Here is a 17,955-nt window from a genome sequence, read left to right on the forward strand (position 1 = left end):
GGGCCCGGTATTGCGTCGCGGGGCTACGGCTGGGGTCGCGCCACGGTGCCGCGCCAGGCGCCACTCTCGGTGCCGCGTCGCTCGATGAACTCCTTGAACCGGTTCAGGTCGCCGGAGATCCTCCGGTCCACCATCCCGAGCTTCTCGCCGGCCTTCTCGGCGACCCCGTGCGGTTCGAACTCCATCTGCGCGGTGACCCGGGTGTGGTTCTCGTCGAGCCGGTGGAAGGTCACCACCCCGGCCTGTCGGGTGCCGTCGGTCGACGTCCAGGCCACCCGCTCGTCGGGCAACTGCTCGGTGATCTTGGCGTCGAACTCGCGGTTGACCCCGCCGATCTCGACCTTCCAGTGGGTCATCGTGTCCGACACCTGCCGGACCTCCTCGACGCCCTCCATGAACTCGGGAAAGTCCTCGAACTGGGTCCACTGGTCGTACGCGGTCCGGATCGGCACCGCTACGTCAACAGATTTGGTCACGCCACTCATCTGACATCCTCCTTCTCGTCCGGCCGGTCTCTGCCACGGCCATTCGTCTGGCGAGTCGGTTTCGCGTCACCAGCGTTGGGTCTCGTTCGCGTGTCCCAGGGCGGCCCACACCTCGGAAACGGTCTGGAACTGGGTACCGGGGGGCAGTTGGTCCAGCTGGGCGAGTACGTCGTCCGGAGCCTCGTTCCCCGCCGCGCTGCGGCGGAGGCTCTCCCGGTCGCCCGGCAGCGCCGACAACGGGATGAAGCGGCCCAGCCGGCTCCGCTGCTCGACCTCCTCGGAGGTCATGCCCTTCGGCGCCCCCGACCGGGTGTCGTGGCTGGGCGCCCTGGTCGAGGCGGGCTGGTCCTCGCCGGACGGCTCCGGTTCACGCCACTCCTCGGCCCGCCCTCCGGCGGTGCCGTGCACCGTGCCCTTCACCTCCCGGTCCATCTCCTCGTCGAGACGCGGGCCGTGCTTGCTGTTGCCTCGTTCCATGCCTAATGCGCTACCCGGCGTGGATCGGGCTAAACCGGTCGCCGGCGCGGCGCACCCCGCCGATCGGGTCGGCCCCGACCGGCCGCTGCCTGGATCAGGAGTCGGCGGGTGACTTCGGGGGCAGCGCCGGCTGCACCGGGTCTTCGGCGCCGCCCTGGATGGCGCGACCACGCTGTATCTCGGCGTTGATCTCCACGCCCAGCATCACGGCGCAGTTCGACAGGTACAGCCAGATCAGGAAGGCGATGACGGCGGCCAGGCTGCCGTAGGTCACGTCGTACGAGGAGAACCGGGCCACGTAGAACCCGAAACCGACCGACACGACGGCCCAGGAGAACAGGGCGACCGTGCCACCCACGGTGAGCCAGCGGAACCGGGGCTGCTGGACGTTGGGCGCGATCCAGAACAGCAGCGAGAGCAGCAGCATCATGATGGCCACCAGGACGGGCCACTTCGCCACGGTCCAGATGGTCCGGGGAGCGTCGCCGATGTTCAGCGCGTCGCCCACGGCGTCGGTGACCGGGCCGCTGACGATGAGGCCGGTCGCCACCACCGCGAGCAGGATCAACGCGATCGCGGTCAGTCCGAGCTGCAACGGCCGCAGCCGGTAGAACGGCCGCCCCTCCGCCACCCCGTAGATCGCGTTGGAGGCCCGGGTGAACGCGCCGACGTAGCCGGAGGCCGACCAGAGCGCCGCCACCAGGCCGAAGCTCAGCAGCGCCTTCGCCGGTGACTGCTTGTCGACGACGTCGCCGAGCAACTTGAGCACCGTGTCGTTGGCCACCACCGAACCGGCTCCGACGTCCGTCGCCAGCTCCGCGATCGTGTTGATCGTCTGCTCGCCCTTGGAGACGAGTCCGACCAGCGCGACGATCACGATCGCGGACGGAAAGATCGCCAGCACGCCGTAGTAGGTCAGCGCGGCGGCCCAGTCGGTGCAGTTGTCCGACACGAAGTTCTTGACGCTCCGGACCAGCACCCCCCGCCACGTCGACCAGTGCAGTTGTCGCAGGTGGCCGGGGAGCCGATGGTCGCGGTCGCTTTCCTGCGGGGCCGGATCCGTGGTCGACGCCATGATGGCTCCCTCGTCGGCGGCGTGTCAGCCGTGGGTGAAGTGTGCTTCGCGCGGGTGGGTGCCGGATCGGCGCCTCGGACGTCGGAGAGGTCTCCCTCGGTGCGGCTGCGGTTGCCGTGCCCGGTACCCCGGGCGGGAACCGGACAAACGCCCGCCCGCCCCGCCGACCAGGGGTGGAGCCGGGTTTGCCGCCGGTGGGCCGGGAAACCGAACCACTTCAGGCAGCACCGATGGCGGAGGAGGAAGACCATGCCCGGACGCGAGGTTCTGCCGAGCACCCTGCGACGCTCGCCGGAGAAGGCCCAGGACACGTGGGCGAAGACCCACGACTCGGCGGTCGAGACGTACGGCGAGGGTCAGCGGTCGCACCGGACGGCGTTCGCCGCGCTCAAGCACTCGTTCGAGAAGGTCGGCGACCACTGGGAGCCGAAGGGCGCGAAGGGCCCGAGTGACGCCCAGGCCGCCGGGGGTGGGCCGGCCCGCCGGGCACCGACCGCCGGTGGCGTGGACGCCAACGCAAACAAGGAACACCTGCTCGACGTGGCGAAGCGGTTGAACGTACGGGGCCGGTCCCGGATGACCAAGGCCGAACTCGTCGGCGCGATCCAGAAGGCGAACGCCCGGAGCACCGGCGAAAGCCTGGCGCGGGAGAAGAGCCGGGCGCGGGAGAAGGGCCGGAACCGGCGCTGAGTCGGGGACGGCCGGTCGGCGGTGGGCGGTCGACTCACCACCGTCCGCCCTCACCGCCCGGCGCCCCGATGTGCACCGCCTTGGTGGCGGTCAGCTCGTCCAGCAGTTCCGGGCCGTACCCGAAGCCCTGGCCACTGCCCCCGCGCGGCTCGGCCGCACCGCCGGGCGCGCCGCCGAAGACCGCATTGATCTTCACGGTTCCGACCGGCAGTTCCCGCCAGGCACGCTGCGCGTTGCTCATCGAGGCGGTCAGTACGGTCGCCGCCAGGCCGTACGGCGAGTTCGACGCCCGGGAGAGGGCCTCGTCGAACGACTCCACCACCATCACCGGGGCCACCGGTCCGAAGGTCTCCTCCCGCATCACCAGCATCTGGTCGGTGCACTCGCCGAGCACGGTCGGTGGGTAGAAGGCGCCCGGCCCGTCGGGCACAGTCCCACCGAGCAGGACCGACGCGCCGTCCGCCACGGCCGCCTGGACCTGCCCGTGCACGTGGTCCCGGTGCCGCCGGTCGACCAGCGGTCCCAGTTCGCTGCGCGGGTCCCGGCCCGGCCCGACCCGCATTGCCTTCGCCGACTGCACCAGCGCGCCGAGGAACCGGTTGGCGACGGACCGGAGTACGTAGATCCGCTCCACCGACACGCAGAGCTGCCCGGAGTTGGCGAACGCGCCCATCGCGGCCTGCTCGGCGGCCCAGCGCGGATCGACGTCGCCGTCCACGATCAGCGGGTCGCTGCCGCCGTTCTCCAACAGCGCCTTGGCGCCGGACCGGGCGCAGGCGGCGGCGATGGAGCGGCCGGTGGCGGTCGAGCCGACGTGCGCGACGACGTCGACCTCCTGGCCGGCCAGGGCGGCACCCACCCGCGCGTCCCCGGTCAGCAGCGACAGGACTCCGGACGGCAGGTGCTCGTCGAGCAGCCGGGCGAGCAGGAAGCCGGCGGCCGGGGTCCGCTCGCTCGGCTTGTAGACGACGGTGTTGCCAGTCACCAGGGCCGCGCCGAGCAGGCCGCAGGAGACCGCGACCGGATCGTTCCACGGCGTGATGACGGCGACGATTCCCCGTGGCTGGGGCACCATCAGGTCGATCGCGCCGGCGTCACCGGCGAGACTCCGGCCGCCGCGTACCGGCCCCAGCTCGGCGTACTGGCGCAGGGTGGAGACGCCGGCCTCGACCCCGCCCCGGGCGAGCGCCAGTGGCCGTCCCAGTTCGGCGGTCTGGACCTCGGCGAGCTGGTCGGCGACCGCCTCGATCGCGTCCGCGGCCCGGCGCAGTGCCGCCGCCCGCTCGGCAGGTGAGGTCCGGGCCCAGCGGGGTGCCGCCGACCGGGCCGCCTTGACCGCCGCTCCGACGTCGGCCTCGGTGGCCACCGGCGCCTCGCTGACCGGGGTGCCGTCGACCGGGTCGAGCACGGTCAGTCGCCCCGCGTCGCCGCCTGCGCCCCACACCCCGCCGATCAGTTGCTGCACCTGATACATGGGGGGCAGTTTGCCCGGGTCGAGCCCGGTCAAACTATCCTGTTTCGCCACACGCTACGGCGAGTAGTCGACACTCCTTCCGGCCGCCTCGGTCGACCGCCTCCGGCCGACCACGCCCAGCCGGTGGACCGGATAGGGTGCACGGGTGGCGATCGTCGGGGACACCGCCGACGCGGTCGTCGTCGGCGCGGGGCACAACGGACTGGTCGCGGCGAACCTGCTCGCGGACGCCGGATGGGACGTACTGGTCCTGGAGGCGACCGCCGACCCCGGTGGCGCCGTCCGGTCGGCCGAGGTCACCGCCCCCGGGTACCTCAGCGATCTCTACAGCGCCTTCTATCCGCTCGGATACGCCTCGCCCGTCCTGCGTGGGCTGGAGCTGGACGGCTACGGACTGGCCTGGCGGCACGCGCCGGACGTACTCGCGCACCTGTTCCCGGACGACCGGGCCGTACTGCTCCATCGCGATCCGGAGCGGACCGCGGCCTCGGTGGAGCGGTTCGCGGCAGGGGACGGCCAGCGGTGGCTGACCGCGTACGACGAATGGCGGCACCTCTCGGGTCCACTGCTCGACGCGCTCTTCACGCCCTTTCCACCGGTACGGGGCGGACTCGCGCTCGCCCGGCGGCTGCGTACCGCGGGCACGCTGCGGATGGCCCGCCGCCTGGTGCTGCCGATCCGCAAACTGGGTGCCGAGCTGTTCCGTGGCCCGGGCGCCCCGGCCCTGATGGCGGGCTGCGCGCTGCACACCGACCTCTCCCCGGACGAGGCGGGCTCCGGGGTGTACGGCTGGCTGCTGGCGATGCTGGGTCAGCAGGTCGGCTGGCCGGTGCCGGTCGGCGGGGCGCAACGCATCACCGACGCCCTGGTCGCCCGGCTGCGGGAACGTGGCGGGCGGATCCACTACCGCACCCCCGTCGACCGGGTGCTGGTCGCCCGGAACCGGGCGGTGGGTGCCCGCTCGGCGGACGGCCTGCTGTGGCGGGCCCGCCGGGCGGTGCTGGCCGACGTACCGGCCCCGGCGCTCTTCCTGGACCTGGTCGGCGCCGCCCGGCTGCCCGCCCGGCTGGTGGAGGATCTGGAGCACTTCCGCTGGGACGGCTCCACGGTCAAAGTGGACTGGGCGCTGGCCGGCCCGGTGCCGTGGCGCAATCCCGAGGTGGCCGGCGCCGGTACGGTCCACCTCGGCGCCGACCTGGACGGGCTCAGCCGGTACGCCTCGGCGCTGCACCGGGGCGAGTTGCCGGCCGACCCGTTCGTACTGGCCGGTCAGCTGAGCGTGGCGGACCCGAGCCGGTCCCCGGCGGGTACGGAGTCACTCTGGGCGTACACCCATCTGCCGTTCCGTCGGCACTGGTCGGCCGAGGAGATCGGCGAGCGGGTCGCGGCCGTGGAGGCGGTGCTGGAGCGCGCGGCGCCCGGCTTCGGCACGCTCGTCCGGGGGCGGCACGTGGCCGGACCGGCCGAACTGGCGGCCGGCAACCCGAGCCTGGTCGGCGGGGCGTTGGGCGGGGGCACGTCCGCCGCGTACCAGCAGCTTTTTCTGCGGCCGGTGCCCGGTCTCGGCCGGGCGGACACGCCGGTCGACCGGCTGTTCCTGGCCAGTTCGTCGGCGCATCCCGGCGGCGGGGTGCACGGCGGCCCCGGGGCGAACGCGGCGCGGGCCGCCCTGGCCCGGGACCGCGCCCTCACCGGCCGGGCGTACGCCGCCGCCCTGGCGGCCGCCCACCGCGCCATCTACGCCTGACCGCAAGGAAGGGCCCCTTCCTATCGCTTTTTGCATAGGAAGGGGCCCTTCTTAACACCTGGGTGCGGTTGACGGTCAGCCCGCCGAGCCCTTCGGCACCCTCGGCTGGCGCTTCGTCGCCCGGCTTGTCGGCACGGGCGGCGTGTCCGCTGCGCCGGACTTGTTCTCTGAGGGCGTCTGCTCAGCGGATGTCTGCTGAGCGGGTGTCTGCTCGGCGGCGGTCTGGGCAGCGGCGGTCCGCTTCGGTGCCGCCCGCTTCGTTGGCCGGCTCGTTGGTACGAGCGGCGTGTCCGCTGTGCCGGGCTTGTTCTCCGAGGGCGTCTGCTCGGCGGCGGTCCGTTTCGGGGCCGCCCGCTTCGTCGGCCGGCTCGTTGGTACGAGCGGCGTGTCCGCTGTGCCGGACTTGTTCTCCGAGGGCGTCTGCTCAGCGGATGTCTGCTCAGCGGCCGTCCGCTTCGGTGCAGCCCGCTTCGTCGCGCGCTTCGCTGCCGGGCGCTTCGTCGCCGGACGCTCCGGAGCGGCCGAGGTCTCTCCGGTCGCCGTCCCGGTCTGGGCGGTGGCGGCGGTCGCGGTCGCCTCGCTGGCTGTCGAGGGCTGCGCCGTGACCGTGGCGGCCTGTTCCATGACCGTGGGGCTTACTGCCGTGACCGTGGGGCTTGCTGCCGTGACCGTCGGGCCTTCTGCCGTGACTGTGCCGATCTCTGCCGTGACTGGGCGGCTCTCTTGCGTGACCGGAGGCCTGTCCTGCGTGACCGTGGCGGTCTTCTCGGTGACGGTGGGGGACTCCGTCGTGGGCGCCAGGGCCTCTGCCGTCACCGACGGTGCGTCATCCGGGACAGTCGCCGGGTCAACCGACTCAGCCGGGGCCGCCGGGACGGTCGCCGAGTCAGCGGGGATCGTCGGGACGGTCGCCGGGTCGGCCGGGATCGTTGGGACGGTTGCCGAGTCGGCCGGGATCGTTGGGACGGTCGCCGGGTCAGCGGGGATCGTTGGGACGGTTGCCGAGTCGGCCGGGATCGTCGGCGGTTCCGCCGGGGCACCCGGGGTCGTCGCCGGGGCCGCCGTGCCCTCCGGGAGCGTCGTCGACCTGCGGTCCGTACGGGTGATGTTGCGGTGCCGGCCGCGCAGCTTGAACGGCATCAGCGCGCTTTCGATCTTGGTAGCCGTGGTCATCTTCGACTCGCCGTCCAGGCGTTCCTGGAACCGGATCGGCACCTCCAGGATGGTGTGCCCGAGCTTGGTGGCCAGGTAGTGCATCTCGACCTGGAAGCTGTACCCGTTGGACTGGACCCGCTCCAGACCGATGTCGCGCAGGGCATCGGCCCGCCAGATCTTGAAACCGGCGGTCAGGTCCCGGATCCGCACCTGGAGCAGCGTGTGGACGTAGAAGTTCGCCCACCCGCTGAGTGCCCGCCGGTAGAGCGGCCACGCCTCGTCGAGTTGTCCACCAGGTACGTAACGGGAGCCGATCACCACACCGGCCCGGGTGGACAGTAGCGAGCCGAGCATGCCGGGCAGCGCCTCGGGCGGGTGGGACAGGTCGGCGTCCATCTGCGCGACGTACTCCGCTCCGCTGTCGAGCGCCCGGCTCATGCCGTCGACGTACGCCCGGCCGAGTCCTTCCTTCCCTGCTCGGTGTACGACCTGGATCCGCTCGGGGTGCTCGATAGCGAGTTTGTCCGCGACCTCGCCGGTGCCGTCCGGGGAGTTGTCGTCGGCGATCAGGATGCTGAGCCCGGGCAGCGGCAGGGCGAGCAGCCGCTCGACCAGCACCGGAATGTTCCCCGCTTCGTTGTAGGTCGGAACGACGACGGTCAGGCGAGCGTCCCGCCAGGGGGTGGGCAGCTGTACGGGTTCGATCATCGGGGCATCCTCGGTTGGCCGACAGCGGTCAGGGGCAAAGCGTAACTTGACGCAGAGCGTGGGCCACAACACGGGCCGAACGGTGCAAACCATCCGCCACCTCGGACGGCACGCCAGAACTGCCTTCCCCGTCGATCCACCAGCCGCCGCACAAGTGTCCGGAACTGGGCGGGAACCCCGGATTCGGGCCGGATATCGGGACGGCCCCGGGGTATGAGGACGAGGATCCGGTGTCACGGGCGGAAGGCCGTCCGGTGGGTGACGCCGGGCGTACCCGCCGTGCCCGTCCGGCCGCGCGGAGGTGATGTTTACTCCTCCTGCTCCAGGGAACCCGCCCGCCGTGCGCAACGACCAGGTCGACCCGCATCAGTGCAGGTCAGGGGCACCGCACGGTGGCCCGACCGGGCTGTGGGCCAGGCCGGGTCTGTTCGACGCGGTGCTCTTCGACCGGGACGGCACTCTGGTGTACGACGTGCCGTACAACCCAGACCCGGACCGGGTACGTGCCATGCCGGGCGCGAGGGAGGCGCTGGACCGACTTCGTGACGCCGGCTTGCGCCTGGGGGTGGTGAGCAACCAGTCCGGCCTTGCCCGTGGCCGGTTCACCGCCGCCGATCTGGCCCGGGTCAACGCCCGGGTCGACGAGCTTCTGGGCCCGTTCGACACCTGGCAGGTGTGTCCGCATGCGGAGCCGGACCCCGGGGCGGAGTCGTGCCGCTGCCGCAAACCCGCGCCCGGGCTGATCCGGGACGCGGCCCGGGCGCTGGGTACCGACCCCACCCGGTGCGTCGTGGTCGGCGACATCGGTATCGACATGACGGCGGCCGGCGCGGCCGGCGCGGCCGGAATACTGGTTCCCACGCCCGTCACCCGGGCCGGTGAGGTGGCGGCCGCACCCGCGCTGGCCGGAAACCTGCGCGACGCGGTCGACCTGATTCTTCAACGTCACCGGTTGGCGGACGCCGAACGGCCCGGGGCCGTCCCGCGCGGGCGCCCCCGCTGCGTCCTGGTCGCCCGACCGGACTCGGCCGGGGACGTGCTGGTCACCGGCCCGGCGATCCGGGCCGTGGCGGCCGGCGCGGACCGGGTGGTGATGCTCTGCGGACCGCGTGGCCGGGCCGCCGCCGAACTGCTGCCCGGCATCGACGAGCTGGTCGAGTGGCGGCTGCCCTGGATCGACCCGGAGCCCGAGCGGATCGACCGGGCCGAAGTGGACCGGCTGACGAGCCGACTGGCCGCGATCGGGGCGGACGAGGCGGTGCTGTTCACCTCGTTCCACCAGTCCGCGCTACCACTCGCGCTGGTACTGAGGATGGCCGGAATACGGCGGATCTCGGCGATCAGCGAGGACTATCCGGGATCGCTGCTCGACGTACGGCACCGGGTGCCGACCGGTATCCCCGAGACCGAGCGGGCGTTGTCGCTCGCCGCGGCGGCGGGGTTCCGACTGCCGCCCGGCGACGAGCCGGTGCTCCGGCTGCTGCCCGACGCTCCGCAGGCCGTCCGGGTCGACGATCCGCAGCGTGTCCGGGTCGACGATCCGCACGCCGGGTCGGCCGTCCGGGTTGATGGTCCGGCTGCCGGGGTTGATGGTCCGGCTGCCGCGTCGGCCGGCGATGAACTGCCCGAACCGGGTTATGTGGTGGTGCATCCCGGCTCGTCGGTGCCGGCGCGGGCCTGCCCACCCGAACTCTGTGCGGAGTTCGTCCGCGCGCTGAGCGCCGCCGGGCACCGGGTGGTGGTCACCGGTGGACCGGGGGAGGGGGCGTTGACCGCGCAGGTCGCCGGGCGTACCGGCATCGACCTCGGTGGACAGACCTCGCTGACCGGGCTGGCCGGGATCATCGCGCGGGCGGGCTGCCTGGTGGTCGGCAACACCGGCCCGGCACACCTGGCCGCCGCACTGGGCGTTCCGGTGGTCAGTCTCTTCGCCCCGACGGTCCCCTTCGGACAGTGGGGGCCGTACCGGGTGCCCACCGTACGCCTCGGCGACGCCGACGCCGCCTGCCGGCACAGCCGGGCCACCGCCTGCCCGGTGCCCGGACACCCCTGCCTGTCCCGGATCGAGCCGCGTCAGGTGGTCGAGGCGGTCCGGTTGCTCAGTCGCGACGACGATCCCGCCGACCCCTCCGGTCGGGTCAATCCCTCCGGTCGTGTCAATCCCGCCGGTCGTGCCGACCCTTCCGATCGTGCCGAGCCCCCCGATCGTGCCGAGCCTTCCGATCGTGCCGAGCCCGCAGGTCGTGCCGAGCCTGGCGGTCGCGTCGAGGTCCCGGACGCCGCCGGCTCGACCCCGGTCCTGACCGGCAGCGGCACCTCGGGCGGTCTGGCGGTACCCGCCGGGCCGACGCGGTCCGCCGTTCGGGAGGTCCGGCCGTGAACATCCTGCTCTGGCACGTGCACGGGTCCTGGACCACCGCATTCGTGCACGGCAAGCACCGGTACCTCGTCCCGGTCACCCCGGACCGTGGCCCGTACGGCCGGGGCCGGGCCCGTACCTACCAGTGGCCGGACACCGTGGACGAGGTGACCCCGGAGGAGTTGGCCGACGCGGAGATCGACCTGGTGATCCTGCAACGGCCGGAGGAACTCGACCTCGCCACCGAGTGGCTGGGCCGGCGGGTCGGTCGGGACGTACCGGCGATTTTCGTCGAGCACAACACGCCGAAGCAGGGGGACGTGCCGAACAGCCGGCATCCGATGGCGGACCGCGACGACCTGCTGATCGCACACGTCACGCACTTCAACGCGCTGTTCTGGGACACCGGCGGTACCCGGACAGCCGTGGTCGAGCACGGCATCGTGGCGCCGACCACGCACTACACCGGAGAACTGGACCGGCTCGCGGTGGTGGTCAACGAGCCGGTCCGCCGGTGGCGGGTGACCGGGACCGACCTGTTGCCCCGGTTCGCCGAGATCGCTCCGCTCGACGTCTTCGGGATGGGGGTGGCCGGACTGCCGGACCGGCTGGGGCTGCCGGCCGACCGGATGACCGTCTACGACGACCTGCCGCAGAGCCGGATGCAGACGGAGATCGGACGGCGGCGGGCGTACCTGCACCTGTGTCGGTGGACCTCGCTGGGGCTGAGCCTGATCGAGGCGATGGCCATGGGCATGCCGGTGGTCGTCCTCGCCGCGACCGAGGCGGTGGCGGCCGTACCACCGGACGCCGGGGCGCTGTCCACCCGGATCGACACCCTGACCGATGCCGCCCGACGGCTCATCGAGGAGCCGGCGACCGCCCGCCGGCTCGGTGACCGGGCCCGCGAGGCGGCGCAGGGCCGCTACGGCCTGGATCGGTTCCTGGCGGACTGGGATCGGTTGCTGGAGGAGGAAATATGCGCGTCGCGATGATCTCCGAGCACGCCAGCCCGCTCGCCGTGCTCGGCGGTGAGGACGCCGGCGGCCAGAACACCCACGTCGCCGAACTCTCCGCCGCACTGGCCGACGCGGGGCACGACGTCCGGGTCTACACGCGCCGGGACGACTCGGACGGGCCGACGGCGGTACGGATGCGCGACGGCGTCGAGGTGGTACACGTACCCGCCGGGCCGCCGGAACCGATCGCCAAGGACGAGATGTTGCCGTACATGAAGGATTTCAGCCGGTGGCTGGTCGCACAGTGGCGCGGCGACGGCTGGATTCCCGACGTGGCCCACGCGCACTTCTGGATGAGCGGGCTGGCCGGGATCGCGGCCGGCCGGCAGACTGGGGTCCCGGTGGTGCAGACCTATCACGCGCTGGGCACCGTCAAGCGGCGGCACCAGGGCGCGATGGACACCAGTCCGGCCCGGCGGGTCGGCTACGAGCGGGCCCTGGGCCGGGCCGTGGACCGGGTCATCGCGCAGAGCCAGGACGAGGTCCGGGAACTGGTCCGGATGGGCGTGCCGCAGGCCCGGATGACGGTGATCCCGTCCGGGGTCAACGACGAGACCTTCTCGCCCGACGGTCCGGCCGTGCCCCGGGTACCGGGCCGGCCCCGGATCCTGACCGTGGGCCGGCTGGTCGAGCGCAAGGGCTACCAGGACCTGATCCGGGCCATGCCCACGATCCCGGACGCCGAGTGCGTGGTGGTCGGCGGACCGCCGGCCGGCGACGTCGACGACGACCCGCAGGTGCGACGGCTACGGGCGCTGGCCGAGGAGGTCGGGGTCGCCGACCGGGTACGGCTGATCGGCGCCGTGCCGCGCGAGGAGATGCCCTACTGGTACCGCTCCGCCGACGTGCTCGTCGCCGCCCCCTGGTACGAGCCGTTCGGGCTCACCCCGCTGGAGGCGATGGCGTGCGGCGTACCGGTGATCGGCACCGCGGTCGGCGGCCTCACCGACACGGTGGTGGACGGCAGCACCGGCGATCTGGTGCCGCCCCGCGATCCCGCCGCCCTGGGCACGGCCGTCCGGGACCTGCTGGCCGACCGGGTACGCCGGTTCGCGTACGCCGGTGCCGCCCTGGACCGGGCCCGGCGCTGGTACTCGTGGACCCGGACCGCCGACCAGGTAGCCGCCGTCTACGCGGCAGTCAGCGAGGTACGGCGGCCGAGCGGGGTGGTCGCCTGATGACCGGGTCGACGACCGACGTGTTGGACAGTCACCTCACCGGGCTCGCCTCGGCGCTGCTGCCGTACCGGACGGAGGCGGCCCGGCTCGACCGTTGGGGCGACGAACTGGCCGGGCTGCTCGCCGGGGGTGGTCGGCTGCTGGTCGCCGGCAACGGTGGCAGCGCGGCCGAGGCCCAGCACCTGGCCGCCGAGCTGGTCGGCAAGTTGTGCGACGACCGGGCACCACTGTCCGCGATCGCGCTCTGCGCCGAGACCTCGTCGCTGACCGCGATCGGCAACGACTACGGCTTCGACGAGGTCTTCGCCCGGCAGGTACGGGCACATGGGCGTTCCGGGGACATCCTGCTGCTCCTGTCCACCAGTGGCCGCAGCGCGAACCTGGTCCGGGCCGCGCGCGCCGGCCGGGAACTGGGGATGCGCTGCTGGGCGTTCACCGGCCCGACCCCGAACCCACTCGCCGACGCCTGCACCGAGGTCCTCGCGGTGCCCTCGCCGGACACCCAGGTCGTGCAGGAGCTGCACCTGGTCTCGGCACACGTGCTCTGCGCCTACGTCGACGCGTACCTGCCGGTGCTGTTCGGCCCGGCCGGCGGGTACGGCACCGGCCGGCACCTCCCCGCCGCCACCCCGTACGCCGGATCGGCGCCGGGACGTTCCGGACCAGCCCCGGAGCACTCCGGCAGCGGGCAGGTACGGCCGTCCGGCGTCGAGGACGAACTCGTGCTGCGGGTACCGGGAACGCTGGACCTTCACCGGAGCGAGGAGGGGCCGTGACCAGAAAACTGGTGGTCGTCGGCGACACGCTGCTCGACCGCGACGTGGAGGGCGTGGTGAACCGGCTCTGCCCGGACTCGCCGGTCCCGGTGCTGGACGAGAACAACAGCGTCGACCGGCCCGGTGGGGCGGGGCTGGCCGCACTCTTCGCCGCCGGGCGCGGGTACGAGGTCGCCCTCGTCACGGCGCTGGCCGACGACGAGGGGGGAGCGCGGCTGAGTTCACTGCTCACCGCCGCCGGGGTGCAGATATACGGGCTTCCGCTGCCCGGTGCCACCCCGGAGAAGATCCGGCTGCGGACCCGGGGTCGGGTGCTGCTGCGCCACGACCGGGGTGGACCGGCCGGGCCACCCGGTGAGCCGAGCGACGCCGTACTGGAGTTGCTGGCCGGCGCGGCGGGGATCCTGGTCAGCGACTACGGCCGGGGAGTGGCTCGACTGCCGGCCCTGCGGGTGGCGCTGGCGAACACCACCGCACCGATCGTCTGGGACCCACACCCGAGGGGCCCGGCGGCGGTGCCGGGCGTGCGACTGGCCACGCCCAACGAGGTGGAGGCACGGGAGCTGGCCGGGCTGGCGAGCGGCGGTTCGCGGCTGGCCATCGCGTCGCGGTGCGCCCAGGCGCTGCGCCAGCGGTGGCGGGTCGGTGCGGTCGCGGTGACCCTCGGCGGCGAGGGCGCGCTGCTCTCGCACGCCGGTGGCACGCCACTGGCGGTCGCCTCGCCGACCTGCGCCGACGGTGACACCTGCGGCGCCGGCGACCGGTTCGCCGCCGCGGCGACGCTGGCCCTGGCGGACGGGGCGCTGGTCTCCGAGGCGGTGCAGCAGGCGGTGGCCGAGGCTTCTGAGTACGTGGCCGACGGCGGTGTGGCGACCGCCGTGCCGGCGGCCTCGGCCGGAGGGCGGATGCGCCCGGCCGGCAAGGCGCCCGCTTCGGCTCCGGCCTCGGTGAGCGGGCCGGCAGCAGTGAGCGGGCCGGCAGCGGTGAGCGGGCCGGCAGCGGTGAGCGGCTCGGCGGCGCTGAGCCGATCGGCGCCCACGTCCACGACCGGAAGCGGGTCCTCGGCGGGAGGCGGGTCGACGGCGATGGGCGGGTCCGCGACCAGGTCGGCTTCGGACCCGGTGGGCGCGCCCACGTCGGCTTCGGACCCGGTGGGCGCGTCGGCGTCGGGACCGGACCCGGTGGGCAGGTCGGCGTCGGCGCCGGGATCGGTGGGCAGGCCGGCGTCCGGGTCGGTACGACCGGCCGGGGCGGCGTCCGCGTCGGCCGGCCCGGTCCGGCCCGGCCCGGCCGGTGGCACCCAATCCGGGGCATCCGGACGAGGACGGACCGGTACCCCGGTTCGGTTCGGCGCGGCGCCGGTCATGGCGGTGGGCTGGAGCGACCGGATCGGCGCTCGGGCCGCCGGTGACGTGGTCGCCCGGGTCCGGGCCGCCGGTGGCACGGTGGTGGCGACGGGCGGCTGTTTCGACCTGCTGCACGCCGGGCACGTGGCGACGCTGGAGGCGGCCCGGCAACTCGGGGACTGCCTGGTGGTCTGCGTCAACTCCGACGACAGCGTGGCCGGACTGAAGGGGCCGGACCGGCCGTTGGTCCGACACGCCGACCGGGCCCGCCTGCTGGCCGCGCTCGGTTGCGTGGACGCGGTACTGATCTTCGACGAGTCGACCCCGCACGCGGCCCTGTCCTGGCTGCGCCCGGACGTCTGGGTCAAGGGCGGCGACTACGGCACCGGTGCCGACGGGCCGGACCTGCCGGAGGCGGAGATCCTGCACCGCTGGGGTGGGAACACGGTGGTGGTGCCGTACCTGGACGGCCGCTCCACCAGCGAGATGATCGCCGCCGCGCGGGCCGGCGGCCGACCGGGAGGACGGCCCCGGTGAGCGGCCGTGACGCGGGTGCCGGGGATCTCCTCGCCTCCGGTGGCGCGGTGCTGATCAGTGGCGGCGCCAGTGGACTCGGCGCGGCGGTGGCGAGCGCGGTGGCCGGGGCGGGCGGTCGGCCGTACGTGCTGGACCGGCAGGCCCCGAGCGCCGGGGTGCCGTGGCTCGAATGCGACCTGGCCGACACCCGTGCCGCCGAGGCGGCCACCCGGGAACTCGCCGAGCAGGCGGGCGGGCTGGTCGGCGTGGTCACCGCCGCCGGTGTCGACGTACCGGGGCGGCTGGGCGACGTACCGGCGCAGACCTGGGAGCGGATCGTCACGATCGACCTGTTGGCCACCGCCGCGGTGATCCGGGCCGCGCTGCCCTACCTGGAGCGCTCGGCCGGCACGGTGGTGACCGTCGCCTCGACCCTGGGCGTGAAGGCGGTCGGGGACGCCACCGCCTACTGCGCGGCCAAGTTCGGGGTGGTGGGCTTCACCCGGGCCCTCGCCGCCGAGCTCGCCGGGCAGGTCGGGGTGACGCTGCTGGTGCCGGGCGGCATGCGTACGGCGTTCTTCGACGAGCGCGACGCGCAGTACCGTCCCGGCGCCGACGCCGTACTCAACGAGCCGGCCGACGTGGCCTCGGCCGTACTGTTCGCGCTGCGCCAACCGCCCGGATGTGCGATCCGGGAGATGGTGGTCTGCGCCGACCGGGAATCGTCCTATCCGTGATCCTGGTGCTGCGTGCGCTCGGAGTGGGCGACCTGGCGACGGCGGTTCCGGCGCTGCGCGGGTTGCGCGCCGCGTTCCCCGGGCACACCCTGTCGATCGCCGCGCCGGACTGGCTGACCCCGCTGGCGGAGCTGATCGGCGACGTCGACAACGTCATTCCCGCGAACGGGCTGGACCCGGTCCACTGGGCCGGGCCGGCACCGTACTGGGCGGTCAACCTGCACGGGCGGGGGCCGCAGTCGCATCAACTGCTCGACTCCGCCGACCCGGAACGACTCTGCGCCTTCGAGTGCGCCGAGGCCGGGCACCTCGACGGTCCACAGTGGAGGCATGACGAGCACGAGGTGCACCGCTGGTGCCGGCTGCTGAGCTGGTACGGCGTTCGAGCCGACCCGGACGACCTGGACCTGCGACGTCCGGCGCCCCGTCGGGTACCGGTCGGGGTGACCGTGCTGCATCCGGGCGGCAAGGGCACCGCGCGCCGCTGGTCGCCGGGGCGGTTCGCGTCCCTGGCCCGGGAGCTGGCCCGGACCGGGCACCGGGTGGTGGTGACGGGCTCGTCGGACGAGCGGGACCTGGCGGAGCGGGTCGTCGCCGGAGCCGGCCTGCCGAACACCGCCGTGCTGGCCGGTCGACTCGACCTGCTGGAGTTGGCCGCCGTGGTCGCGCACGCCCGCCTGGTGGTCAGTACGGACACCGGGATCGCCCACCTCGCGACCGCCTATCGGGCCCCCTCCGTCGTTCTGTTCGGACCCGTCCGACCGGAGCTGTGGGGGCCGCCACCGGACCGCCCGTGGCACCGCGCACTGCACGCCACCCTCACCGGTCCGACGTCGGCCGACGCCGAAACCAACTCGACCCGGGTTCACCCGGCTGTTACGGCTGGGCCGGCGTCGGAGGGTGCCGGGGGCGACTGGGCCCGGATCCACCCGGCCGTTACGGCTGGGCCGGCGTCGGAGGGTGCCGGGGGCGACTGGGCCCGGATCCACCCGGCCGTTACGGCCGGGCCGGCGTCGGAGGGTGCCGGAGGCGACTGGGCGGGGATCCACCCAGCGTTGGCGGCGATCGAGGTGGACGAGGTGTTGACGGTGGCGGGCGAGGTGGAGCGGGCGGGACGGAGCTGCGGTGCGGCTACGACGTAGCGACCTGTCGGCCCCGGGGTACGGGCGGCGTCGGCACGGTCGCGGCGTGAGCTTCCTGGACACCGATGGCCGGCCGATCCGGGACCGGGACGAGCTGACCCGGCTCCGTGACCTGGTGATCCCACCGGCCTGGAAGGACGTCTGGATCTGCCCTCATCCGACGGGACACATCCAGGCGATCGGCACCGACGCGGCGGGGCGGCGGCAGTACCTCTACCACCCGACCTGGCGGCTCCGGCGGGACCAGGCGAAGTTCGACCACGTACTGGAGGTGGCCACCCGGCTGCCGATCCTGCGCGAGCGCATCGGCGCCGACCTGGCCGGCCGGGGCCTGGGCCGGCCCCGGGTGCTGGCGACGGTGGCCAGCCTGCTCGACATGGGAACCTTCCGGATCGGCAGCGACCAGTACGCGGCCGGCGACGACCCGACGTTCGGGGTGGCGACGCTGCGACCCGAGCACACCCGGACCCGGCAGGGGGCGGTGGTGTTCGAGTTCCCGGCCAAGGGTGGCATCGCGCAGGTGCGGCGGATCGACGACGCCCAGGTCTGCCGGGTACTGCGTGACCTGCGTCAACGTCGGCGCAGTGCGCAGCGGCTGTTCGGCTACTGGGACGGGCGGTGCTGGCGGGACGTCCGCAGCGACGAGGTCAACGACTACCTGCGGAGCGCGAGCGGGGGCGAGATGACGGCCAAGGACTTCCGTACCTGGCACGCCACCGTGCTGGCCGCCACCTGGTTGGCGGGCAGCGGTCCGCAACGTTCGACCACCGGACGGCGACGTACGGTGGCGGCGGCGATGCGCGAGGTGGCCGGGCTGCTGGGCAACACCCCGACCGTGGCCCGAGCCTCCTACGTGCATCCGAGGGTGGTCGATCTCTACCACGACGGCGTGGTCCTCGACGCCGACCCGGCCTCGGACCGGCGGAACGCCGAGGCAGCCGTGCTTCAGCTGCTGCGCACGAATCGGTGACCCGGCGCCCGCTCCGCCCCGTCGACGGGACGACCGGACGGTTCGGGCACGGGCCGCAGGCGTGGATCACGGTGCGGCCCGGCCCGTCCACCGCGGTTCGT

General features: G+C 73.6%; 13 protein-coding genes and 2 pseudogenes. 10 read left to right on the plus strand and 5 right to left on the minus strand.

Annotated elements, in window-relative coordinates:
* Positions 1-23 precede the first annotated feature (23 nt).
* The 3 genes from H4W31_RS22115 to H4W31_RS22125 form a co-directional block, all read right to left on the minus strand.
* A complete protein-coding gene (locus tag H4W31_RS22115) occupies positions 24-485 on the minus strand; it encodes an SRPBCC family protein (protein WP_192768395.1) in 462 nt (153 codons plus the stop codon).
* A gap of 66 nt (positions 486-551) precedes the next feature.
* Positions 552-962 (minus strand): DUF2795 domain-containing protein, encoded by a 411-nt coding sequence (locus H4W31_RS22120; RefSeq protein WP_192768396.1) that lies wholly within the window; start codon positions 960-962, stop codon positions 552-554.
* A 94-nt stretch (positions 963-1,056) separates the two neighbouring features.
* The gene (locus H4W31_RS22125) at positions 1,057-2,037 is read right to left on the minus strand and encodes a YihY/virulence factor BrkB family protein (protein ID WP_192768397.1); all 981 of its coding nucleotides are present in this window, start codon (positions 2,035-2,037) and stop codon (positions 1,057-1,059) included.
* Between the two features lie 249 nt (positions 2,038-2,286).
* Here H4W31_RS22125 and H4W31_RS22130 point away from each other — a divergent pair, with 249 nt between their 5' ends.
* Positions 2,287-2,727, plus strand: coding sequence for a ChaB family protein (locus H4W31_RS22130; RefSeq protein WP_192768398.1), 441 nt, complete (start codon positions 2,287-2,289; stop codon positions 2,725-2,727).
* Positions 2,728-2,761: 34 nt separating this feature from the next.
* On the opposite strand, the gene H4W31_RS22135 is transcribed toward H4W31_RS22130, so the two are convergent.
* Positions 2,762-4,201: an aldehyde dehydrogenase family protein gene (locus H4W31_RS22135; RefSeq protein ID WP_192768399.1), complete on the minus strand. Its 1,440-nt coding sequence runs from the start codon at positions 4,199-4,201 to the stop codon at positions 2,762-2,764.
* Positions 4,202-4,346: 145 nt separating this feature from the next.
* Here H4W31_RS22135 and H4W31_RS22140 point away from each other — a divergent pair, with 145 nt between their 5' ends.
* On the plus strand, positions 4,347-5,948 hold the full coding sequence (locus tag H4W31_RS22140; RefSeq protein WP_192768400.1) for a phytoene desaturase family protein: 1,602 nt from the start codon (positions 4,347-4,349) through the stop codon (positions 5,946-5,948).
* Positions 5,949-7,046: 1,098 nt separating this feature from the next.
* Here the strand turns inward: H4W31_RS22140 and H4W31_RS22145 are convergent.
* Positions 7,047-7,811 (minus strand): annotated as a pseudogene (locus H4W31_RS22145) (polyprenol monophosphomannose synthase); the annotation flags it as partial.
* Positions 7,812-8,151: 340 nt separating this feature from the next.
* On the opposite strand from H4W31_RS22145, the pseudogene H4W31_RS22150 reads away from it, so the two are divergent.
* The 8 genes and pseudogenes from H4W31_RS22150 to H4W31_RS22185 all read left to right on the plus strand — a co-directional run.
* Positions 8,152-9,912: pseudogene (locus H4W31_RS22150) on the plus strand (HAD-IIIA family hydrolase); the annotation flags it as partial.
* 275 nt (positions 9,913-10,187) lie between these two features.
* Entirely contained in the window at positions 10,188-11,165 is a 978-nt protein-coding gene (locus tag H4W31_RS22155) for a glycosyltransferase (RefSeq protein ID WP_192768402.1), read from the plus strand.
* A complete protein-coding gene (locus H4W31_RS22160) occupies positions 11,150-12,367 on the plus strand; it encodes a glycosyltransferase (protein ID WP_192768403.1) in 1,218 nt (405 codons plus the stop codon). Before H4W31_RS22155 ends, H4W31_RS22160 begins: the two co-directional genes overlap by 16 nt.
* Positions 12,367-13,143, plus strand: a complete 777-nt coding sequence (locus H4W31_RS22165; RefSeq protein WP_192768404.1) for a D-sedoheptulose-7-phosphate isomerase — start codon at positions 12,367-12,369, stop codon at positions 13,141-13,143. The genes H4W31_RS22160 and H4W31_RS22165 overlap by 1 nt, the downstream gene beginning before the upstream one ends.
* Entirely contained in the window at positions 13,140-15,026 is a 1,887-nt protein-coding gene (locus H4W31_RS22170) for a PfkB family carbohydrate kinase (protein WP_318783340.1), read from the plus strand. Before H4W31_RS22165 ends, H4W31_RS22170 begins: the two co-directional genes overlap by 4 nt.
* Positions 15,023-15,742, plus strand: coding sequence for an SDR family oxidoreductase (locus H4W31_RS22175; protein ID WP_192768405.1), 720 nt, complete (start codon positions 15,023-15,025; stop codon positions 15,740-15,742). The genes H4W31_RS22170 and H4W31_RS22175 overlap by 4 nt, the downstream gene beginning before the upstream one ends.
* Entirely contained in the window at positions 15,739-16,884 is a 1,146-nt protein-coding gene (locus H4W31_RS22180) for a glycosyltransferase family 9 protein (RefSeq protein WP_404825611.1), read from the plus strand. The genes H4W31_RS22175 and H4W31_RS22180 overlap by 4 nt, the downstream gene beginning before the upstream one ends.
* On the plus strand, positions 16,868-17,854 hold the full coding sequence (locus H4W31_RS22185; RefSeq protein ID WP_192768406.1) for a DNA topoisomerase IB: 987 nt from the start codon (positions 16,868-16,870) through the stop codon (positions 17,852-17,854). The genes H4W31_RS22180 and H4W31_RS22185 overlap by 17 nt, the downstream gene beginning before the upstream one ends.
* Positions 17,855-17,955: the final 101 nt, after the last annotated feature.

Origin of the sequence: Plantactinospora soyae (genome assembly GCF_014874095.1) — a bacterium.
Taxonomy (GTDB): Bacteria; Actinomycetota; Actinomycetes; order Mycobacteriales; family Micromonosporaceae; genus Plantactinospora; species Plantactinospora soyae.